The organism is Roseateles sp. (genome assembly GCF_965229315.1).
Classification (GTDB): Bacteria; Pseudomonadota; Gammaproteobacteria; order Burkholderiales; family Burkholderiaceae_C; genus Pelomonas.
In genome coordinates, this window is record NZ_CBDDJA010000002.1 from 3,307,275 (window position 1) to 3,328,833 (window position 21,559).

The window sequence follows — 21,559 nt, forward strand, 5'->3', positions numbered from 1 at the left end:
CGCCCATGTCAGACCGCGACGAGCGGCGGGCGCTGCTGCGCCAGCAAGGCATTGACTCGGAGGCCGAGCTGCGGCGCGTGGCGGATGGCTGGGCCCCCTCATCACCGCGCCCCGGCACGGGGGGCGAGCTGCCGCGCTACGCCGAGCTGCACTGCCTGTCGGCCTTCAGCTTCCTGCGCGGTGCGTCGGAGCCGGCCGAACTGGTGGCGCGCGCCTGCGAGCTGGGCTACGAGGCCCTGGCCCTCACCGACGAATGCTCGCTGGCCGGCGTCGTGCGCGCGCACAAGCAGCTGCGTGAGATGCGCGAGGCGGCGCACCACGCGCTCAGGGAAGAGGCCCGGCAAGCCGGCCTGCCGGCCGACGACATCGCCCAGCCCCCGCTGATGAAGCTGCTGATCGGCAGCGAGTTCCTGGTTCGCGACGACGCCGGCGCGCCGCGCTTCAAGCTCGTGCTGATCGCGCAGAACCTCAACGGCTACGGCAACCTCAGCCAGTTCATCACCCGGCTGCGCCGCGCCAGCCCGGTCAAGGGCGAGTACACGCTGACCTGGCGCCAGCTCGCGCCCGAGCACCTCAGCGATTGCCTGGCCCTGCTGGTGCTGCCGCGAGAAGCCTCCGATGCCGAACTGGCGCCGGCGGCGCATTGGGTGCTGCGTCATTTCGCCGGCCGCGCCTGGATCGCCGTGGAACTGCTGCGCGAGGCCAGCGACGCGCTGTGGCTGCAGCGGCTGCAGGCGCTGTCCGACGAAACCGCCCTGCCGCTGGTGGCGGCCGGCGACGTGCACTTCCATGTGCGTTCGCGCAAGGCCCTGCAGGACGTGATGACGGCCACCCGCCTGGGCCGCACCGTGGCCGACTGCGGCTTCGACCTGCAGCCCAATGCGGAGCGGCATCTGCGCAGCAGCTACCGCATCTCGCGCATCTACCCGCAGGCCCTGATGCGGGAGACGGTGCAGGTGGCGGCGCGCTGCACGTTCAGCCTCCACGAGATCAGTTACCGCTATCCCAGCGAAGTCATCCCGCCGGGCCTCACAGCCATGCAGCATCTGCGCACGCTGACCTACGAAGGCGCGGCCAAGCGCTGGCCCGATGGCCTGACGGACGAGTGGCGGGGCCGCATCGAGCACGAACTCGAACTCATCGAAGACCTGCGCTACGAGCACTACTTCCTGACCGTCGCCGATACCGTGCGGTTCGCGCGCAGCCAGGGCATCCTCTGCCAGGGGCGCGGCTCGGCGGCCAACAGCGTCGTCTGCTACTGCCTCGAAATCACCTCGGTCGACCCGGCGCAAAGCACGCTGCTGTTCGAACGCTTCATCAGCCGCGAGCGCAACGAGCCGCCCGACATCGACGTGGACTTCGAGCATGAGCGCCGAGAGCTGGTCATCCAGTACCTCTACGACAAGTACGGCCGCGACCGCGCCGCGCTGACCGCCGTCGTCATCTGCTACCGGCCCAAGAGCGCCATCCGCGACGTGGGCAAGGCGCTGGGCTTCAGCGAAGCGCAGCTGGACCTGATGAGCCAGCACCACAGCGGCTGGTCCACCCAGGTGCTGCCCGAGGACCACCGCGCCGAGTTGCTGCGCAAGCTGGGCCTGCCGGACGATGACCCGCGCCTGCAGCAGCTCATCACGCTGGGCCGCCAGCTCAACGGCCTGCCGCGCCACCTGTCCCAGCACGTCGGCGGCTTCGTGCTGACGCAAGGGTCGCTGGAGCGGCTCGTGCCCATCGAGAACGCGACGATGAAGGGCCGCAGCGTCATCGAGTGGGACAAGGACGACATCGACGAGCTGCGCATGATGAAGGTCGACGTGCTGGCGCTGGGCATGCTCACCGCCATCAAGCGCTGCTTCAACCTCCTCGCGCCCTGGCGCGGCCGGACCTACGAACTGGCCAGCATCCCGCAGGACGACACGGCCACCTACGACATGATCTGCGCGGCCGACACCATCGGTGTGTTCCAGATCGAGTCGCGCGCGCAGATGTCCATGCTGCCGCGGCTGCGGCCGCGCGACTACTACGACCTCGTCATCGAGGTCGCCATCGTGCGGCCCGGCCCCATCGAGGGCGGCATGGTGCACCCCTACCTCCAGAACCGCGCCAAGGCGGAAGGCGAGATCGAGTATCCAAAAGGCCTGGAGGCCGCCCTCAAGCGCACCCGCGGCGTGCCGATCTTCCAGGAGCAGGTCATGCAGGTGGCCATGATCGCGGCCGGCTTCTCCGCCGGCGAGGCCGACGAACTGCGACGCGCGATGGCCTCATGGAAGCGCCCCGGCGTGCTGGAGAAGTACTACGAGAAAGTCATCGCCGGCATGCGCAGGAACGGCTACGAAGACGATTTCGCCGAGCGCATCTTCAAGCAGATCAAAGGCTTCCAGTCCTACGGCTTCCCCGAGTCCCACGCCGCCAGCTTCGCGCTGCTCACCTACGTCAGCTCCTGGCTCAAGTGCCACGAGCCCGCGGCCTTCCTGTGCGCGCTGCTGAACTCCCAGCCGCTGGGCTTCTACACGCCCGGCCAGCTCATCCAGGATGCGCGCCGGCACGACGTGGAGGTGCGCGCCATCGACGTCAACCACAGCGACCGGGACTGCACGCTGCAGCCCCGCCCCGGCCAGCACCAGCCCGCCGTGCGCCTGGGCCTGCGCCTGGTCAGCGGGCTGGGCGACGAAGCGGCCAACCGCATCGAGCAGGCACGGCAGCAAGGCGAATTCACCCACCCGCAAGACCTGGCCCTGCGCGCCCGCCTCACCCAGCAGGACATGCAGCACCTGGCCGCCGCCGACGCCCTCACGTCGCTGGCCGGCCACCGCCGCCAGCAGGTCTGGCAGGCCTCGGCGCTGCACGCCATGCCCGCGCTGCTGCAAGGCAGCCTGCTGCCCGAAGACGAACTGGAACTGCCCGCCGCCGCCGAAGGCGAGGAGGTGCTGTGGGACTACGCCGCCACCGGCCTCACGCTGCGCCGCCACCCGCTCGCACTGCTGCGCCCGCGCCTGGCCAGGCAGGGTCTGCTAAGCGCCCGGCAGCTCGACGCCGTCAAGAACGGCCGCCGCGCCAAGGCCTGCGGCATCGTCACCGGCCGGCAAAAGCCGCAGACGGCCAAGGGCACCCTCTTCGTCACGCTGGAAGACGAGACCGGCAACGTGCAGGTCATCGTCTGGCCGAAGGTGTACGAGGAGCACCGCGGCACCATCCTCGGCGCACGGCTGCTGGCCGTGGAAGGCGTGTGGCAGCGCGGCGATGGCGATGTGCGGCACCTGCTGGCGCGGGGGTTCGAGAACCTCAATCCGCTGCTGGGGAGGCTGCCGACGGAGAGTCGGGATTTCAGGTAAGACAACGGGAAAACCCGTTCATCAAATCTCTCAGTCAGCTCATCTGGTGAGCCAGTTGCCCGCCTAAGCTGGCCACACAAGAGCCACAAAGGATGAGGGATGTTGATTGCGCACAGCCAGAACGACGGCGGTGACTGGCACGGACTGACGGCACACCTCGGCAAGGTGGACACCCTCGCCGCTGTGTTTTCTTCCGCCTGGGGTGACACCCTCTGGGCCGGGCTGGCGGGCGCCTGGCATGACCTTGGCAAGGCGCGACCCGGCTTCCAGCGCCACCTGCGCCACAACCCAGATGCCCATATCGAAGGCCGCGTACCTGGCGCTGAAAAGACACACTCCGCCGCCGGCGCCCTGCATGCCCGGGCCGAGTTCGGGCGCCTGCTCGACGCACGAAGCGCGGACGGCCTGGCGCGCGTCCTTCAATACCTGATTGCCGGCCACCATGCGGGACTCGCCGACTGGCAACCTCAAGACGGCCACAGCGGCCTGGCCCCTCGCCTGGCCAGTGCAGCGGCGGCAGCCGAGTACCAGGAGGCGCTGCACGGCTTGGCCGAAGCGGGCGAAACGCTACGCCCCACACCCGACGCTGCCACCCTCGCAGCAGCAGCCCGCGCACTGCTGAATCAGCCTGAGCCCCTGGCACGCGCTATGGCACTGCGCATGCTGTTCTCGGCCCTGGTGGATGCCGATTTTCTCGACACCGAAGCCCACTTCGACACCGACAAGGCCAAGCGCCGCGCCAGCTTCCCGCCCATCACCCGCTATGCCGAGCAGTTGCAAACCCACCTCGCCAGCCTGGCCGCCCGGGTACAGGCCAGCGGCCAGGCCGAGACTGCCGTCATGCGCGCACGAGCCCAGGTGCAGCAGGCCTGCCTCGCGCAAGCGGCCCAGCCGCCAGGCGTCTTCACCCTCACCGTGCCCACCGGGGGCGGCAAGACGCTGTCGTCCCTGGCCTTCGCGCTGGAACACGCCCGCCGGCATGGCCTGCGCCGCGTCGTCTATGCCATCCCTTACACCAGCATCATTGAACAGACGGCCGGTGTCTTCGCGAGCATCTTCGGGCCCGAGCAGGTGATCGAACACCACAGTCAGGCCGACAGCGCGCCCAGCGGCGACACCACCGCCTCGCGGTTGGCCTGCGAGAACTGGGACGCGCCGCTCATCGTCACCACCAATGTCCAGCTCTTCGAATCGCTCTTCGCCGCCAGCACCTCGCGCTGCCGCAAGCTGCACCGGCTGGCCGGCAGCGTCATCGTGCTCGACGAGGCGCAGATGCTGCCGCCCGAGTTCCTGCAGCCCATCCTCGACACGCTGAACGTCCTGTTGGCCCGCTACCGCATCAGCCTCGTGCTGTGCACCGCCACCCAGCCCGTGCTGACCAGCCGCAGTGCCTTCGACCCCCGCCAGGCCCGGCGCGGCCTGCCCGCGCCCCGGCCCATCGTCGAACCCGGCCCGCTGTTCAGTGCCCTGCGCCGCACCGAGATCCACTGGCCAGCCGACCTGCACACCGTCGCCGAACTGCCCGCCATGGCCGAGCGCCTGCTGCTGGAGCCCTGCGCGTTGGCCATCCTCAACACCCGTGCGGATGCCATGGAACTGGCCAAGCTGCTACCGCGCGACAGCACACGCCACCTCAGTGCCGCCATGTGCGGCGCGCATCGCGCGCAGGTGATTGCTGAAGTCCGCAACATGCTCAAGGCCCAGGTGCCGCTGCACGTCGTCAGCACCCAGTTGATCGAAGCCGGCGTCGACGTGGACTTTCCCGTGGTCTGGCGCGCGCTGGCCGGGCTGGACTCCATCGCCCAGGCCGCTGGCCGCTGCAACCGCGAGGGACGCCGCGCGCAGGGTGATGTGCATGTGATCGTGCGCCCGATACCCAAGCTGCTGGCGCAGTTGCGCACGGCGGCCGACACCACGCGCAGCCTGCATGCCGAAGGGCTGCCCGATGCCCTCGCACCAGCCGCCTTCGAGCGCTACTTTCAGGCCTTTTATGCCCGTCAAAACCTGGACCAGCACCAGATCGTCGAACTGCTCAGCGAGCGCAGCGGCCCCATGGAATTCAACTTCCGCAGCGCCGCCGACAAGTTCCGCCTCATCGACGACGAGGGCCAGTCCTCGCTGCTCATCCCCCTGCACCGGCTGATGGACGGCCACGACCAGCTCGCCCCGCTCGTCTCAAAACTCGAAGCCGGCGAGGCCGACCGCTGGCTGCTGCGCAGCGTGCAGCGCTATGTGCTCAACATCCGTCAACGCCAGTTGGACGAACTGCTGCGCAACGGCACCGTCAAGGCCCTGGCCTGCGGTCTTTACCTGCTTGAAGACGACACCCGCTACGACCGGCGTTTTGGGCTGCTGCCTCGCGATAACCCGCTGGATGCGGTGACCATGGTGCAGTAGCGTCCCACTCAAACGACCCAGAGCGTTTCACCGAGGGAGATTCAATGCCACAGAGCTTTTGCCTGCACGTCGCGGGCGACTACGCCTGCTTCACCCGCCCCGAGATGAAGGTCGAGCGCGTCAGCTACGACGTCATCACGCCATCAGCCGCCCGAGCCATCTTCGAGGCCATCCTGTGGAAGCCTGCCATCCGATGGCGAGTCACGCGCATCGAGGTGCTAAGCCCCATCCGCTGGATGAACCTGCGTCGCAACGAGGTGGGCGCTGTCATCTCAACCAGCAATGTCCAGCAGGCAATGAATGCCGGCCAGGTTGACCTGGCGCTGTACGTCGAGGACGAACGCCAGCAGCGGGCCGGCCTTTTCCTGCGCGACGTGGCCTACCGGCTGCATGCCGAACTGGACGTGCGCAACGGCGAGCCGCGCCAGAAGTACGAAGAGATGTTCCTGCGCCGAGCGGCCAAGGGCCAGTGGGTCAACCAGCCCTACCTCGGCTGCCGCGAGTTCGCCGCAGACGTGCGCCTGGTCGAAGCCGGCACCGAACAAGCTCCAGCCATCGCCGAGACCCGCGACCTCGGCTGGATGCTGCACGACCTGGACTTCACCGACCTCGCCTCGCCACAGCCGCGCTTCTTCCGCGCGCAGATGCAGGCCGGTGCCATCGCGGTGCCCGCCTTCGAGGAGGCCGCCGCATGATCCTGCAAGCCCTCGCCCAGCTCTACCAGCGCCGCGCCAGCGACCCCGACCCCTCGCGGCGCCTGCCATCGCCGGGGCTGGAAGACAAGGACATTCCCTTCATCGTCGAGCTGCGTGCCGACGGCAGCCCGGTGCTGTTGCGCGACACCCGCCGTCTGGAAGGCAAGAAGCTGCGCGCGCAGACCTTCCTCGTGCCCCAGGGCGTCAAGAAGACCTCGGGCGTGGCCGCCAACCTGCTGTGGGACACGGCGGAGTACACGCTGGGCGTCAGCGCCAAGGCGGAGGCCCCCCGCCTGCCCGAGCAAACCGCCGCCTTCCTGGCGCGCGTCCAGGCGCTGGCGCCCCACGCCGAGGGCGACGCCGGCCTGCAGGCATTGCTGGCCTTCTTGCAAGCCCCGCAGCCTGACATGCTGCGCGCCGCGCCGCACTGGGACGAGCTGATGCAGAGCAATGCGCTGGTGAGCTTCGAGCTGCAGGGCGATGCGGGCGTGCTGATCTGCCAACGCCCCGCCGTGCAGGCCGCCATTCGCGCGCTGGCCTCGACGCAGACGCCGGGCATGCTCAGCAACTGTTTGGTGGACGGTGCCCCACGGCCGGTGGCGCGACTGCATGGCGCCATCAAGGGTGTTTGGGGCGCACAGACGTCGGGCGCCAACATCGTGTCCTTCAACCTCGGGGCCTTCAATTCCTACGGCAAGGAGCAAGGCCTCAACGCGCCAGTGGGCGAGGCGGCCGTGTTCGCCTACACGACGGCGCTGAACGCGCTGCTCGACCGCGACTCGCGCAACCGCATTCAGGTGGGCGATGCGTCCACCGTGTTCTGGGCAGACGCGCCCCACCCTTTCGACGGCACACGTGACGGCGAGTTCACGCTGGCTGACCTGTTCGCGGAGGCCGACAACCCCGACAAGCACCGCGACGCGGTGCGCGCGCTGTTCAACACCGTGCGCTCGGGCCAGATGCCGCAAGCCCTGGGCGACACGCGCTTCTTCGTACTGGGCCTCTCACCGAATGCAGCGCGCATCAGCATCCGCTTCTGGCTGCCGGCCATGCCTTTTGCCGAACTGGCCCCGCGCCTGGTGCAGCACTTCGAGGACATCCACGTGGCCCGACGCTACGACAGCGACCCCGAGATGCCCTCGATGTTTCGCCTGCTCACCAGCCTGGCCCTGCAAGGCAAGGCCGACAACATTCCGCCGCGCCTGGCAGGTGAATGGATGCGCGCGATCCTGGAAGGGCGGCCGCTGCCGGCAGGCCTGCTCAATATCGCCGTGCAGCGTTGCAAGGCCGAACAGGACGTGACTTATCTGCGGGCCTGCGTGCTCAAAGCCTGGCTCAACCGACACGCACGCGCTGCGTCTGACACCCCCCGTCCACCACACACATTCAAGGAGGCCCTGGACATGGACAACTCCGCACCCGCCTACCGGCTGGGCCGGCTCTTCGCCACGCTTGAGCGAATCCAGGAGCAGGCTCAACCCGGCATCAACGCCACCATCCGCGACCGCTACTACGGCGCGGCATCCACCACACCGGTGGCCGTGTTCACCACGTTGCTGCGGCTCAAGAACGCCCACCTGAAGAAGCTGACCGAAGGCCTCACCGGCTACTTCGAGAAGCTGATTGGCGACATCCTGGCACCGCTCGATCCCGGCAGCGGCTTCCCGCGCCAGCTCAGTCTTCCCGAGCAGGGCCAGTTTGCGCTTGGCTACTACCACCAGCGCCAAGCCTTTTTCGCCAAGAAGGCAATCCCAGATTCCAACGACGCCAGCAACGACCAACCCCAGGGAGAACAACCATGAGCACCCCCATCACCGGCCGCCTCGACTTCGTCCTGCTTTTTGACGTGAAGGACGGCAACCCCAACGGCGACCCGGACGCCGGCAACATGCCCCGCATCGACGCCGAGACCGGCCACGGCCTGATGACTGACGTGGCCTTGAAGCGCAAGCTGCGCAACTTCGTGCAGCTCGTCAAAAGCGCCCTGCCGCCCTACGACATCTACATCAAAGAGAAGGCGGTGCTGGAGCAGACGCACCGCAAGGCCTACGAGGCCATCGGCGCGACGGAAGAACTCGGTGGCGACGATGACCCCAAGGCCAAGAAGAAACGCAAGGGCAGCGCCGACAGCGTTGAAAAGGCACGCGCCTGGATCTGTCAGAACTTCTTCGACGTGCGCACCTTTGGCGCCGTCATGTCCACCGGTGTCAACTGCGGCCAGGTGCGCGGCCCGGTGCAACTGACCTTCGCCCGCTCGGCTGACCCCATCGTCGCCAGCGAGCACAGCATCACCCGCATGGCCGTGGCCACGGAGGCGGAGGCCGAGAAGCAAGGCGGCGACAACCGCACCATGGGCCGAAAGCACACCGTGCCCTATGGCCTCTACCGCTCGCACGGCTTCGTCTCTGCCTTTCTCGCCAAGCAGACCGGCTTCACGGCGGAAGACCTGGAACTGCTGATGCAAGGCCTGGAGCACATGTTCGAGCACGACCGCTCGGCGGCCCGCGGCGAGATGTCCACCCGCGGGCTCTACGTGTTTCAGCACGACAGCGAGTTGGGCAACGCCCACGCCCACAGCCTGTTCGACCGCGTCAGCATCAAGCTCAAGGACGGTGTCACCGCGCCACGCAGCTTTGCGGACTACGAGGTGAGCGTGGACGAGACCGGCCTGCCTGGTGGTGTGAAGCTGCTGCGCCGTATCGGCTGACGAGTCACGGCGATGGACGCCGACGACCCCATCCCCCTCTCCGCCCTGCAGCACTGGGCCTACTGCCCGCGCCAGTGCGCGCTGATCCACGTCGAGCAGGCCTTTGACGACAACCTGCACACGCTGCGCGGCAACGCGCTGCATGCGCGGGTGGACCAGCCGGGCCTGCAGACGGAGCGCGGCCGCCGCGTCGAGCGGGCGCTGCCGCTGTGGCACGAGGGGCTGGGGCTGATCGGCAAGGCCGATGCGGTCGAGTTCCTGCCCGACGGCTCGCCTTACCCGGTGGAATACAAGCAGGGCTCGCGCCACAAGGCAGCCGACATCGCCGCGTGCGACGAACTCCAGCTCGCCGCCCAGGCTCTGTGCCTGGAGGCCATGACCGGCCAGGCGGTGAACGAGGGCGCCATCTTCTACGCCAGCAGCAAGCGCCGGCTCGTGGTGCCCATCGTGCCTGCGCTGCGCGAGCGCGTGGCCGAGGCCAGTGCGGCGGTTCGCACCCTGCTGGCAGCGCAGAAACTGCCGGCGCCGCTGCAGGGCGCCATCGCGCAGCAGCGCTGCAAAGGCTGCTCGCTGCACGAGCGTTGCCAGCCCGAGGCCGCCTCCTCCGCCGCGCTGGGCCAGGCCCGCGCCGCCCTCTTCGACCCTGACGCCGAGCTCTGAGACCCGCCATGCAGCTGCTCAACACCCTCTACGTCACCACACCCGACAGCTATCTGCGCCTGGAGAACCAGACGCTGGCTATCGAGCAGGACCGCGAGCTGAAGCTGCGCGTGCCGCTGCACCACCTGCACGCGGTGGTCTGCTTCGGGCACATCCAGCTGTCCACACCGCTGATGCACACCCTCGCGCAGCAGGGCATCGCGCTGGTGCTGCTGGACGACCATGGCCGCTTCCAGGCGCGGCTGGAAGGCCCCACGGCCGGCAACGTGCTGCTGCGCCGCGCCCAGCATGAGGCCAGCGCCAACGCCGAGCGCAGCCTCGCGCTTGCGCGCGCCTTCGTCGCCGGCAAGATCCGCAATGCGCGCAGCCTGCTGATGCGCGGCGCGCGCGAGGCCAAGTCGGAGGAAGACGCCTCCCAGCTCACCCGCCAGGCACAGAACCTCGCCGCCAGCCTGCGCGCCCTGCCCGGCAGCGCCACGCTGGACGCGCTGCGCGGCGTGGAGGGCGAGGCCGCACGCGAGCACTTCGTGGGCCTCAGCCTGCTCGTGCGCCCCGACGCCCGGCACCACTTCAGCATGCAGGACGGCCGCAGCCGCCGCCCGCCGCGCGACCGGCTCAACGCCTTGCTGTCCTTTTTCTACAGCCTGTGGATGAACGACTGCCGCAGCGCGCTGGAGGCCGTGGGGCTGGACCCGCAAGTCGGCTTCCTGCACGCGTTGCGCCCCGGGCGGGCAGCGCTGGCGCTGGACTTGATGGAAGAGTTCCGGCCGCTGGCCGACCGGCTCGCGCTCACGCTGATCAACCGACAGCAACTGCGCGCTGATGACTTCGTCGAGCGCGAGGGTGGCGCCGTCAGCTTGCGCCCCGACGCCCGCAAAAGCGTGCTCGTGGCGTTCCAGGAGCGCAAGCAGGAACTGCTGCAACACCCCCTGCTCGCCCAGCCCATCCCGCTGGGCCTGGCGCCACTGGTGCAGGCGCGGCTGCTGGCTCGCGCGGTGCGCGGCGAGCCCGATGTTGAGGGTCAGCCCAGCGCCTACCTGCCCTTCCTTATCAAGTGATTCCGCCGTGCTCGTCATCGTCTGCTACGACGTCAACACCGAAACCCGCGAGGGCCGCCGCCGCCTGCGCCGTGTCGCCAAGCTCTGCGAGTCCACGGGGCAGCGCGTCCAGAAGTCCGTCTTCGAGTGCCAGATCAACCTGGCGCAGATGGAAGAACTCGAGCGTAAGCTGCGCGCCGAGATCAACGAGCAGCAAGACTGCCTGCGCATCTACCGCCTGCCTGAGACGCGTGGCGCAGAGGTGCGGGAATACGGCCAGTTCAAGGCGGTGGACTTCGACGGGCCGCTGGTGCTCTGAGCCCCGTGCGGCGCTCGGCCGCGAACCCCAAGCGCCCGCAGCGCTCGTCGAGGGTTCGCGCGGGCAGAAAGTGCTGAGCTGGCAACGACTTGGGCCAGGGCTGCGACGTTTGAACGCACCCGGCAGGCCGTGCCTCGCGGGTTTCGCGAAAGGCAGCACAATTTCCATGTGTTTCTCGGCAGTTGCCCGCGAAGCGCACCGCCCGCCTTCAACGGCGGGCGCGGATTGAAACACGGCCGCTGCGATCAAGCTGGAGCGCTCCGGCGCACCGCCCGCCTTCAACGGCGGGCGCGGATTGAAACGCGCTGGACGTGACGTCCGCCGCCGCCGTGTCGGAGCACCGCCCGCCTTCAACGGCGGGCGCGGATTGAAACGAGCCGCTGCCGCTGCTGTTCGGCACGCTGCGCGTGCACCGCCCGCCTTCAACGGCGGGCGCGGATTGAAACTCGCGCATTGCGTTGAGCCACGACCTGACGAAGTGCACCGCCCGCCTTCAACGGCGGGCGCGGATTGAAACAACATCGGTCCGGCCGTTGCCTGCAGCCAGGCCAGCACCGCCCGCCTTCAACGGCGGGCGCGGATTGAAACACGATGGCGCCGAAGATCAGCCGGTGATGGCTGGGCACCGCCCGCCTTCAACGGCGGGCGCGGATTGAAACAGCGTGATGGAGTCGCCCAGCGCGGCCGTGGCGTGGCACCGCCCGCCTTCAACGGCGGGCGCGGATTGAAACTTGACCTTGTCGGCGTTGGCTGCGGCCTTGGCCTGCACCGCCCGCCTTCAACGGCGGGCGCGGATTGAAACAATGAGCGCCATCTGCTTCTCCCGGCCCGCCGCGGCACCGCCCGCCTTCAACGGCGGGCGCGGATTGAAACAGGCGGTGGGGCAACTGCCCAAGTTCGACCCGGCGGCACCGCCCGCCTTCAACGGCGGGCGCGGATTGAAACCCGGTGATCGTGTACTCATAGGCCCCCACATCCGGCACCGCCCGCCTTCAACGGCGGGCGCGGATTGAAACATGAGCAGCGGCGACGTCATCGCGCAGACCAACAAGCACCGCCCGCCTTCAACGGCGGGCGCGGATTGAAACTACGGCGAGTGGCTGCTGAGCCAGTACAAGGCTGGCACCGCCCGCCTTCAACGGCGGGCGCGGATTGAAACGTTCCAAGGCCACGCTCAACATGCGGGCCGCCAGGCACCGCCCGCCTTCAACGGCGGGCGCGGATTGAAACAACTGGGCCGCCTCTGGCATCACGGCGCGCGGTTGCACCGCCCGCCTTCAACGGCGGGCGCGGATTGAAACTACCTGGCCGTGATCGCGCTGCGGCGGGGGCGGGCGCACCGCCCGCCTTCAACGGCGGGCGCGGATTGAAACAAGCTGTCGCTGACCGAAGATGCCCTGCTGCCGAGCACCGCCCGCCTTCAACGGCGGGCGCGGATTGAAACGCTGAGCGTCACCGAGAACGTCGAGGCCGACCCGGCACCGCCCGCCTTCAACGGCGGGCGCGGATTGAAACACCCTGTCGGCCACCTCGGGCGGCTCGGTCATCAGCACCGCCCGCCTTCAACGGCGGGCGCGGATTGAAACAAGCCCCGCCAGACCCCGTGCACGGCCCGCGAAGGCACCGCCCGCCTTCAACGGCGGGCGCGGATTGAAACTATTGCGTCTGCCCTGCGTTCTCGCGCGCCGTCTTGCACCGCCCGCCTTCAACGGCGGGCGCGGATTGAAACTGGTGGTGGCCGGGATCGCACAGGCAGATCGTGTGCACCGCCCGCCTTCAACGGCGGGCGCGGATTGAAACAAGCCCCAGACCGACCTGACACGCGGCTACGCCGGCACCGCCCGCCTTCAACGGCGGGCGCGGATTGAAACATCGCCAGCCTGCGCGATCAAGTCGCACTGCAAGGCACCGCCCGCCTTCAACGGCGGGCGCGGATTGAAACATGATGTCCGGGTGCAGGGGATGGGGTTCAGGCGGCACCGCCCGCCTTCAACGGCGGGCGCGGATTGAAACGTGGCCCCAGACCATCGCAGTGTGCCGTTTGCGCTGCACCGCCCGCCTTCAACGGCGGGCGCGGATTGAAACATGGCGCGCGCCTGGTCGTACAGCGCGCGCTTCTCGCACCGCCCGCCTTCAACGGCGGGCGCGGATTGAAACGAGCAGTAGGCCGGCAGCTTGCCAATCTCGCCGCTGCACCGCCCGCCTTCAACGGCGGGCGCGGATTGAAACGAGAAGGCTCTCGCTCGCATTGAGCTGGGCGTCTGCACCGCCCGCCTTCAACGGCGGGCGCGGATTGAAACGAGCAGAGACAAGGCGCTCTCCAGCAAGCCCAGGCACCGCCCGCCTTCAACGGCGGGCGCGGATTGAAACAAGACGGGCGAAACACCCGCGCGCTGCGGCGTCTGCACCGCCCGCCTTCAACGGCGGGCGCGGATTGAAACATGGACGGCGCAACCACCGTGCGCAACTGGGCGACGCACCGCCCGCCTTCAACGGCGGGCGCGGATTGAAACAGGTTGCTGGTGGCCTGCTGCGTGATCGCGTTGGGCACCGCCCGCCTTCAACGGCGGGCGCGGATTGAAACTTCGACGAGGTGCAGGCCGCCCCGCTTGTCGAGGCACCGCCCGCCTTCAACGGCGGGCGCGGATTGAAACACGTCCACCTTTTGACTCAGCCGCGTGAGCGCTTGCACCGCCCGCCTTCAACGGCGGGCGCGGATTGAAACTCGCGGCATCCCCGTAACGTTCAGCCTGATTACTGCACCGCCCGCCTTCAACGGCGGGCGCGGATTGAAACCCTGCGAAGCCTGACGGCTACGCGTTCTGCGCGGCACCGCCCGCCTTCAACGGCGGGCGCGGATTGAAACCCCACCACGTACGAGCTGGTGTTCGGCCACCGCCGCACCGCCCGCCTTCAACGGCGGGCGCGGATTGAAACTTGCCGTCCGGCGCAGACGCCCGGCGAATGGCGGGCACCGCCCGCCTTCAACGGCGGGCGCGGATTGAAACGCCCGGCGGTGCCAGTACAGCCGCACAGCCCAGAGCACCGCCCGCCTTCAACGGCGGGCGCGGATTGAAACGGCCTACGCCGAGTCCATGGGGGCGCCGCGCTGGGCACCGCCCGCCTTCAACGGCGGGCGCGGATTGAAACGAAGACGACGCCAATCCCTTCTATGGCGCCGACCGCACCGCCCGCCTTCAACGGCGGGCGCGGATTGAAACAGCTGCCGGCGCACGGGCAAGACGGCGCTGAAGGGCACCGCCCGCCTTCAACGGCGGGCGCGGATTGAAACTCAACGACCGAGGCAGGAGATGGCCATGCAACTGAGCACCGCCCGCCTTCAACGGCGGGCGCGGATTGAAACGCCAAACGCGGCTGGCTGAAGCACCGCAGGCATGGGCACCGCCCGCCTTCAACGGCGGGCGCGGATTGAAACGCAGTCGGCAGCGGTTGGCCAGCTCTGCACGACCGCACCGCCCGCCTTCAACGGCGGGCGCGGATTGAAACGTGTCCATCACGCCCATCCCGATGCCGCACCGCTGCACCGCCCGCCTTCAACGGCGGGCGCGGATTGAAACAACCCGACCCTGCCCAGCGACGCGGCTGCGGCCAGCACCGCCCGCCTTCAACGGCGGGCGCGGATTGAAACAGTCGAGGCAGCATCCCCTGCATCAGCCGAGCGACGCACCGCCCGCCTTCAACGGCGGGCGCGGATTGAAACCACATCACTGTCAACGTGGGCCTGGGCACCGGCAAGCACCGCCCGCCTTCAACGGCGGGCGCGGATTGAAACGCGCCACCACCGCCACCGCCACCGCCGCCTGGGCGGCACCGCCCGCCTTCAACGGCGGGCGCGGATTGAAACTTCACCGACCCGGGCTCGAACCCGCCGCCGCCGCCGGCACCGCCCGCCTTCAACGGCGGGCGCGGATTGAAACGACGTGACGAAGGCGCGCCGGTATGCGTCGGAGTCGCACCGCCCGCCTTCAACGGCGGGCGCGGATTGAAACTGCCCGGAGATGCTGCTTGAGTACGGCCCGGTGCTCGCACCGCCCGCCTTCAACGGCGGGCGCGGATTGAAACAGCGCATGCTGCTGGGCTTCGACCTGCTGGCGGTTGCACCGCCCGCCTTCAACGGCGGGCGCGGATTGAAACATGGTCACGTCGTGCAGGCTCGGCGCCGGCGCGGGCACCGCCCGCCTTCAACGGCGGGCGCGGATTGAAACGACAGATAGCCGAACACCGCCTCGCCCGTGGCCATGCACCGCCCGCCTTCAGCGGCGGGCGCGGATTGAAACAACCTCAACGCGCTCGGCATCCCCGTGATGCGTTGCACCGCCCGCCTTCAACGGCGGGCGCGGATTGAAACTCGATGCTGGCGCCCGTCGCATCGGCCACGTCGTGCACCGCCCGCCTTCAACGGCGGGCGCGGATTGAAACTGCGGGATGGCAACGCCCATCGCCATGGCCTGCGCACCGCCCGCCTTCAACGGCGGGCGCGGATTGAAACGCGCAGCTCGGAGATGGTGCGCTGCACACGGTGAGCACCGCCCGCCTTCAACGGCGGGCGCGGATTGAAACGACATGACCAGGTGGGACAGCTGCGGCAAGAAGTGCACCGCCCGCCTTCAACGGCGGGCGCGGATTGAAACCAGCCCAAGGACGGCAGCCCGAGCGACGAGCTGGCGCACCGCCCGCCTTCAACGGCGGGCGCGGATTGAAACAGCGTGGACTCTGTGCCTTGCTCTAACCAACCCTGCACCGCCCGCCTTCAACGGCGGGCGCGGATTGAAACTTCGCCAACGGCACGGGCGACCGCGCCGCCGCGATGCACCGCCCGCCTTCAACGGCGGGCGCGGATTGAAACGCCTGGTAGTCGTACACATAGCGCACGTGGCCCGCGCACCGCCCGCCTTCAACGGCGGGCGCGGATTGAAACATCTTCTTTGGGCGGCATCGATGGCGGCCGGCTGGCACCGCCCGCCTTCAACGGCGGGCGCGGATTGAAACAGCCAGTCGGGCCGCGTGCGCAGGATGGCGCCGCCGGCACCGCCCGCCTTCAACGGCGGGCGCGGATTGAAACAGTTCTGCGGAAGTCCGCAAGGTCATCACGCCCTGGCACCGCCCGCCTTCAACGGCGGGCGCGGATTGAAACGCCTTGCCTTGCGGGGGGTGGCGGCTGCCTTGTTGCACCGCCCGCCTTCAACGGCGGGCGCGGATTGAAACAGGTCGAGAAACGTGGCGTCACGTTCTGCGGCCGCGCACCGCCCGCCTTCAACGGCGGGCGCGGATTGAAACTGGCGGCAGCTTGAGCGACCATGTGCGCGACGCGCACCGCCCGCCTTCAACGGCGGGCGCGGATTGAAACCTGCTTCGTGAAGGCCGTGACGCCCAGCACCAGGCACCGCCCGCCTTCAACGGCGGGCGCGGATTGAAACCTCCGCGCCCGGCAGTGCGCTCTACACCTACTCCGCACCGCCCGCCTTCAACGGCGGGCGCGGATTGAAACCTGTGGCCGCTGGACGAGTCCGAGGATGGCAGTGGCACCGCCCGCCTTCAACGGCGGGCGCGGATTGAAACAAGCTGTCCCAGGGCGGTGAGCTGATCTGGGCGCGCACCGCCCGCCTTCAACGGCGGGCGCGGATTGAAACACGATGGAGACATTGCGCGCGACCATCAGCAGGTGCATCGCCCGCCTTCAACGGCGGGCGCGGATTGAAATGCAGACTACGGCTTCCCTGAGTAGCACGCAGCCAGATTCCGACATCAGCACACCACCGCAGGGCGTTTACCGTGCGTCATGACATTTTTAGATTGCATCTGACACCTACCCCGAACCGCCTCGTGTAAGTTACGCCCAAGTTGCCGCGACGCACCTACACATCGCAAGCGAAAGTCCCCCATGCTGATCCGAACCCCCACTCCCCACGACCCGCTGCCCAGCGAGATCACGCCTCGCTCGGCCTACCTGAACCGGCGCCAGGCGCTGGCCGGGCTGGGCGTCGCGGCCGCATCGCCGCTGGCCCTCGCCCAAGGCGCGGCCCCCGGCGGCGGCAAGCTGCCGAAGTTGCCGGGCGCGCGCTCGGCGGTGGCAGGTGCGTTCGCGACGGACAAGCCCACCAGCTACGCCGATGCCACCTCGTACAACAACTTCTACGAGTTCGGCACCGACAAGTCCGACCCCGCGGCCAACGCCCACACGCTGAAGACGCGGCCGTGGACGGTCAGCGTCGAGGGCGAGTGCGCCAAGCCCGGGCGCTTTGACCTGGACGCGCTGCTCAAGCTCGCGCCCATGGAGGAGCGCCTGTACCGGCTGCGCTGCGTGGAGGGCTGGAGCATGGTGATCCCGTGGACGGGCTATTCGCTGGCGGAGCTGATCAAGCAGGCGCAGCCCACATCCAAGGCCAAGTACGTGGAGTTCACAAGCCTGGCCGACAAGGCGCAGATGCCCGGCGTGCGCTCGGGCGTGCTGGACTGGCCCTACATCGAGGGCCTGCGCATCGACGAGGCCATGCACCCGCTGGCGATGCTGGTGTTCGGCATGTACGGCGAGGTGCTGCCCAACCAGAACGGCGCGCCGCTGCGGCTGGCGGTGCCGTGGAAGTACGGCTTCAAGTCGGCCAAGAGCATCGTGAAGATCCGCTTCGTCGAGAAGGAGCCGCTGTCCAGCTGGACGAAGGCCGCGCAGCAGGAATACGGCTTCTATTCGAACGTGAACCCGAACGTCAGCCACCCGCGCTGGAGCCAGGCGAGCGAGCGCCGCATCGGCGAGGACGGCCTGTTCGCCAAGAAGCGCCCGACGCTGCTGTTCAACGGCTACGAGCCGCAGGTGGGGCAGCTGTACGCCGGCATGGACCTGAAGAAGAACTACTGACCGATGAAGCGCGCGCTGTCGGCGGCCCTGCTGCACCCGGCCGCCAAGCCGGTCCTGTTCGTGCTGTGCTCGCTGCCGCTGGCCTGGCTGGTCTACGGCGCCGTGGCCAACCAGCTGGGCGCAAACCCGGCCGAGGCGCTGATCCGCCGGCTGGGCGACTGGACGATGCGCGGCCTGTGGCTGACGCTGGCCATCACGCCGCTGCGCGAGCTGACCGGGCTGGCGGCGCTGGCGCGCATGCGGCGCATGCTGGGCGTGTTCAGCTTCGTCTACGCCAGCCTGCACCTGCTGGCCTACGGCTGGCTGGACATGGGGCTGGCGCTGGACGACATCGCCCGCGACATTGCCAAGCGGCCCTTCATCTTGATGGGTTTCACGGCCTGGGCGCTGATGGTGCCGCTGGCGCTGACGAGCTTCAACAAGGCCATCAAGGCGCTGGGCGGCAAGCGCTGGCAGGCGCTGCACAAGCTGGTCTATGCGGTCGGCGTCATCGGGCTGCTGCACTTCATCTGGATGCGCGCGGGCAAGCACAACTTCGCCGAGCCGGCGATCTACGGCGCCATCCTGGCGGTGTTGCTGGGGTGGCGGCTCTGGAAACGCCTGGGTGCCAGGCGGGCCTCGCTGGGATAATTCGCGGTTCTTCCCGGACCGCCATGCCCCACCCCACCTCCATCGACGTCGCCATCCTCGGCGGCGGCCCCGCCGGCTGCAGCGCCGCCTCCTGGCTGGGCCAGCTCGGCCTGACGACGCTGCTCGTCGAGCGCGAGCCCCGGCTGTGCGCCGCGCTGGCGGCGCTGGACTTCACGCAGGACTGGGTGCTGGGCGAGCCCGCCGCGCGCCTGGCCGACCTGGCCGAGCACTACGCCGCCCAGGCGCGCGCCACGCCGGGCCTGGCGCTGCGGTTGGGCGCGCAGGTCGAGTCTGCGCGGCTGGCGTCAGACGGCTGGGCGCTGCAGCTCGCCGGTGGCGAACGCATCCAGGCCCGCGCGCTGCTGGTGGCCACCGGCCTGCGGCTGCTGCGCCCGTCGCGCTATTTCGCGTCGCCCCACGCCCGCGTGATGGACGCGGCCGAGCTGACCGCGCAGCGCGCCACGCTGGCCCCGGGCCGCGTGCTGCTGCTGGGCGCGGGCGACAACGCGGCCGAGAACGCCCTCTTCCTGGCGGACCGCGGCTTGGACGTGACCGTCTGGGCACGCGGCGGCTGGCGCGCGCAGACGCACCTGGTCGAGCGCGTTGAACGCCACGCCCGCGTCACCGTGCGCCTGTCCACGCCGCTGCCCGAGGCGCTGCTGCCGGACGCCGATGGCGTGACGGTGGGCGCCGAGCGCTTCGGCCACGCCGCCGTGCTGCTGGGCTTCGAGCCCGAGCCGTCGGCCTTCGCGCTGCTGGACGCGCACGCCCGCCAGCACGCCTTCGTGGCCGGTGACGCCAGCGGCCGCTGGCACCCCTGCGTGCAGACCGCGCTGGCCGACGGCGTGCAGGCGGCCAAGCAGATCGAGCAGGCGCTGCGCCCGCAGGCCGCGGCTGCGCCGCAGCGGCACAACAACCGCCAGGTCATCCACCTGCAAGGCCTGCGCTTTCGCGCGAACCTGGGTGTGCTGGACTTCGAGCGCACCGGGCCGCAGCCCATCCAGGTCGATGCCGAAGTGAACCTGGGCGCGCTGCCGGTTGTCGCGCGCGATGCCGACATCGGCCACGTGCTGGACTACCGCCGCGTGCGCACGGCCATCATCGACGAGTGCACCGCCGAGCACACCGACCTCGTCGAGGCGCTGCTGGGCAAACTCTGCAACCGGCTGATGAGCCTGCCCGGCGTCGTCGGCGTGCGCCTGAAGCTGACCAAGCTCGAAATCTTTCCCGACTGCGAAGTCGCAATCAGCACCGAACTGGGTGCATGGTGAGTCCAATGCCCGAAGTCATCGATATCGACACCCAACTCGACGCAGGCGCCGCCGACAAGAAGGCCGCGCACGAGATCAACAAGCTGTCCAAGCGCCTGCACCGCCAGGTGGGCCAGGCCATCACCGACTTCAACATGATCGAAGACGGCGACAAGGTCATGGTGTGCCTGTCCGGCGGCAAGGACAGCTACGCGATGCTGGACATCCTGATCAACCTGCAGCAGCGCGCGCCCGTCAAGTTCAGCCTGGTGGCGGTCAACCTCGACCAGAAGCAGCCCGGCTTCCCCGAGGAGGTGCTGCCCAACTACCTGCGTTCGCGCGGTGTGGACTTCCACATCGAGAACCAGGACACCTATTCCATCGTCAAGCGCCTCATCCCCGAAGGCAAGACGACGTGCAGCCTGTGCTCGCGCCTGCGCCGCGGCATCCTGTACCGCGTGGCGGGCGAGCTGGGTGCCACCAAGATCGCGCTGGGCCACCACCGCGACGACATGGTCACGACGCTGTTCCTGAACATGTTCTTCGGCAGCCGCATGAAGGGCATGCCGGCCAAGCTGGTCAGCGACGACGGCAGGAACGTCGTCATCCGCCCGCTGGCCTATGTGAAGGAGCCCGACCTCGTGCGCTGGGCCGAGCACCGCGAGTTCCCGATCATTCCGTGCAACCTGTGCGGCAGCCAGGAGAACCTGCAGCGCGTGCAGGTCAAGGCCATGATCAACGACTGGGAGAAGCGCTACCCCGGCCGCATCGACAACATCTTCACGGCGATGGGCAACATCGTGCCGTCGCACATGATGGACAAGAAGCTGTTCCCGTTCGAGACCATGCGCGCCACCGGCCAGGCCGAGCCCAATGGCGACATCGCGTTCGACGACGATGAATCTTGCGCGGCGCCGTCCGACAAGGCGTCGGTTATCTCTCTGATAAGGTGATTCACACGCGGGCAAACTCGCGGGTCCAGAATTCCTTCATCGCATCCCCGGAGGTGTTCCATGAACCGCCGCCTGATCCTCACCGCCCTGGCCGCAGCGTCCTTCGTCGCCGTCACCGGCTGCGCCGGCCCTTACACCGTGTCGGCTGATGTCTCCAGCTACGGCAACTGGCCGGCCGGCCGCAACACCGGCACCTACGCCTTCGACCGCCTGCCTTCGCAGCAGCAAAGCGACGAAGCCTCCAAGCGCCAGGACGCGCTGGAGAAAGCCGCCGCCACCGGGTTGGAGAGGGCCGGCTTCAAGCCCGCCGCCGACCCCAAAACGGCCGACGTGCTCGTCACGCTGGGTGCACGCATCACCGCCTACGACCCCGTGCCCTGGGACGACCCGCTCTGGTGGCGCTGGCGCGGCCGGCTGATCTCCCCCCGCTACGGCTACGCCGCTGGCTGGGGCTGGCGCCAGGACCCCTTCTTCGACCGCCGCTACGACCGCGCCGTGGCCGTGCTGCTGCGGGACCGCGCCAGCGGCGAGGCGCTGTTCGAGACGCACGCCAGCAACGAGGGCATGACGGTGGGCGGCGAGACGATGATCGGCGCCCTCTTCGACGCCGCGATGGCCGACTTCCCCAAGATCGAGCCCAAGCCGCACCGCGTCAGCGTGCAGGTGGTGCGCTGACGGCGCACCGAGCGCGCGCCCAAGCGCGCTGAC

At 68.9% G+C, this 21,559-nt stretch carries 13 protein-coding genes, 1 pseudogene and 1 CRISPR repeat array; all 14 genes and pseudogenes read left to right on the forward strand.

Features of this window, described 5'->3' with window-relative positions:
* Positions 1 to 5: 5 nt before the first annotated feature.
* The 14 genes and pseudogenes from ACO07H_RS20210 (at position 6) to ACO07H_RS20275 (ending at position 21,526) form a co-directional block, all read left to right on the forward strand.
* A complete protein-coding gene (locus ACO07H_RS20210) occupies positions 6 to 3,329 on the forward strand; it encodes an error-prone DNA polymerase (RefSeq protein ID WP_422017467.1) in 3,324 nt (1,107 codons plus the stop codon).
* Positions 3,330 to 3,428: 99 nt separating this feature from the next.
* Positions 3,429 to 5,726, forward strand: coding sequence for a CRISPR-associated endonuclease Cas3'' (locus ACO07H_RS20215; RefSeq protein WP_422017469.1), 2,298 nt, complete (start codon positions 3,429 to 3,431; stop codon positions 5,724 to 5,726).
* Positions 5,727 to 5,770: 44 nt separating this feature from the next.
* Complete coding sequence (gene cas5c / locus ACO07H_RS20220; protein WP_422017471.1) at positions 5,771 to 6,421, forward strand: type I-C CRISPR-associated protein Cas5c; 651 nt, start codon at positions 5,771 to 5,773, stop codon at positions 6,419 to 6,421.
* Complete coding sequence (gene cas8c, locus ACO07H_RS20225) at positions 6,418 to 8,223, forward strand: type I-C CRISPR-associated protein Cas8c/Csd1 (protein ID WP_422017473.1); 1,806 nt, start codon at positions 6,418 to 6,420, stop codon at positions 8,221 to 8,223. Before cas5c ends, cas8c begins: the two co-directional genes overlap by 4 nt.
* Complete coding sequence (cas7c, locus tag ACO07H_RS20230) at positions 8,220 to 9,128, forward strand: type I-C CRISPR-associated protein Cas7/Csd2 (RefSeq protein WP_422017475.1); 909 nt, start codon at positions 8,220 to 8,222, stop codon at positions 9,126 to 9,128. The genes cas8c and cas7c overlap by 4 nt, the downstream gene beginning before the upstream one ends.
* A gap of 12 nt (positions 9,129 to 9,140) precedes the next feature.
* On the forward strand, positions 9,141 to 9,788 hold the full coding sequence (cas4, locus tag ACO07H_RS20235) for a CRISPR-associated protein Cas4 (RefSeq protein WP_422017477.1): 648 nt from the start codon (positions 9,141 to 9,143) through the stop codon (positions 9,786 to 9,788).
* An 8-nt stretch (positions 9,789 to 9,796) separates the two neighbouring features.
* On the forward strand, positions 9,797 to 10,846 hold the full coding sequence (gene cas1c, locus ACO07H_RS20240; RefSeq protein WP_422017479.1) for a type I-C CRISPR-associated endonuclease Cas1c: 1,050 nt from the start codon (positions 9,797 to 9,799) through the stop codon (positions 10,844 to 10,846).
* A gap of 7 nt (positions 10,847 to 10,853) precedes the next feature.
* A complete protein-coding gene (cas2, locus tag ACO07H_RS20245; RefSeq protein WP_422017481.1) occupies positions 10,854 to 11,144 on the forward strand; it encodes a CRISPR-associated endonuclease Cas2 in 291 nt (96 codons plus the stop codon).
* 195 nt (positions 11,145 to 11,339) lie between these two features.
* Positions 11,340 to 16,866: direct repeats of the CRISPR family, unit length 37 nt; unit sequence GCACCGCCCGCCTTCAACGGCGGGCGCGGATTGAAAC.
* 180 nt (positions 16,867 to 17,046) lie between these two features.
* Positions 17,047 to 18,018 carry a protein-methionine-sulfoxide reductase catalytic subunit MsrP gene (gene msrP, locus ACO07H_RS20250; protein ID WP_422017483.1) on the forward strand — a complete coding sequence of 324 codons (972 nt, stop codon included), beginning with the start codon at positions 17,047 to 17,049 and terminating at the stop codon, positions 18,016 to 18,018.
* A 3-nt stretch (positions 18,019 to 18,021) separates the two neighbouring features.
* A complete protein-coding gene (locus tag ACO07H_RS20255) occupies positions 18,022 to 18,648 on the forward strand; it encodes a sulfite oxidase heme-binding subunit YedZ (protein ID WP_422017485.1) in 627 nt (208 codons plus the stop codon).
* Between the two features lie 23 nt (positions 18,649 to 18,671).
* A pseudogene (locus ACO07H_RS20260) lies at positions 18,672 to 19,208 on the forward strand (FAD-dependent oxidoreductase); the annotation flags it as partial.
* A gap of 315 nt (positions 19,209 to 19,523) precedes the next feature.
* Positions 19,524 to 19,919 carry a dihydroneopterin aldolase gene (locus ACO07H_RS20265; RefSeq protein ID WP_422018667.1) on the forward strand — a complete coding sequence of 132 codons (396 nt, stop codon included), beginning with the start codon at positions 19,524 to 19,526 and terminating at the stop codon, positions 19,917 to 19,919.
* Positions 19,920 to 19,924: 5 nt separating this feature from the next.
* Complete coding sequence (ttcA, locus tag ACO07H_RS20270; RefSeq protein ID WP_422017487.1) at positions 19,925 to 20,851, forward strand: tRNA 2-thiocytidine(32) synthetase TtcA; 927 nt, start codon at positions 19,925 to 19,927, stop codon at positions 20,849 to 20,851.
* A gap of 60 nt (positions 20,852 to 20,911) precedes the next feature.
* Positions 20,912 to 21,526 (forward strand): DUF4136 domain-containing protein, encoded by a 615-nt coding sequence (locus ACO07H_RS20275; protein ID WP_422017489.1) that lies wholly within the window; start codon positions 20,912 to 20,914, stop codon positions 21,524 to 21,526.
* Positions 21,527 to 21,559: the final 33 nt, after the last annotated feature.

Excerpts from the sequence above, each read along its gene's own strand:
- cas7c (WP_422017475.1), top strand. The coding sequence starts at position 8,220 with ATGAGCACCCCCATCACCGGCCGCCTCGACTTCGTCCTGCTTTTTGAC.
- ACO07H_RS20215 (WP_422017469.1), top strand. The coding sequence starts at position 3,429 with ATGTTGATTGCGCACAGCCAGAACGACGGCGGTGACTGGCACGGACTG.
- ACO07H_RS20275 (WP_422017489.1), top strand. The coding sequence starts at position 20,912 with ATGAACCGCCGCCTGATCCTCACCGCCCTGGCCGCAGCGTCCTTCGTC.
- ACO07H_RS20210 (WP_422017467.1), top strand. The coding sequence starts at position 6 with ATGTCAGACCGCGACGAGCGGCGGGCGCTGCTGCGCCAGCAAGGCATT.
- cas5c (WP_422017471.1), top strand. The coding sequence starts at position 5,771 with ATGCCACAGAGCTTTTGCCTGCACGTCGCGGGCGACTACGCCTGCTTC.
- msrP (WP_422017483.1), top strand. The coding sequence starts at position 17,047 with ATGCTGATCCGAACCCCCACTCCCCACGACCCGCTGCCCAGCGAGATC.
- cas4 (WP_422017477.1), top strand. The coding sequence starts at position 9,141 with ATGGACGCCGACGACCCCATCCCCCTCTCCGCCCTGCAGCACTGGGCC.
- ttcA (WP_422017487.1), top strand. The coding sequence starts at position 19,925 with ATGCCCGAAGTCATCGATATCGACACCCAACTCGACGCAGGCGCCGCC.
- cas8c (WP_422017473.1), top strand. The coding sequence starts at position 6,418 with ATGATCCTGCAAGCCCTCGCCCAGCTCTACCAGCGCCGCGCCAGCGAC.
- cas1c (WP_422017479.1), top strand. The coding sequence starts at position 9,797 with ATGCAGCTGCTCAACACCCTCTACGTCACCACACCCGACAGCTATCTG.
- ACO07H_RS20255 (WP_422017485.1), top strand. The coding sequence starts at position 18,022 with ATGAAGCGCGCGCTGTCGGCGGCCCTGCTGCACCCGGCCGCCAAGCCG.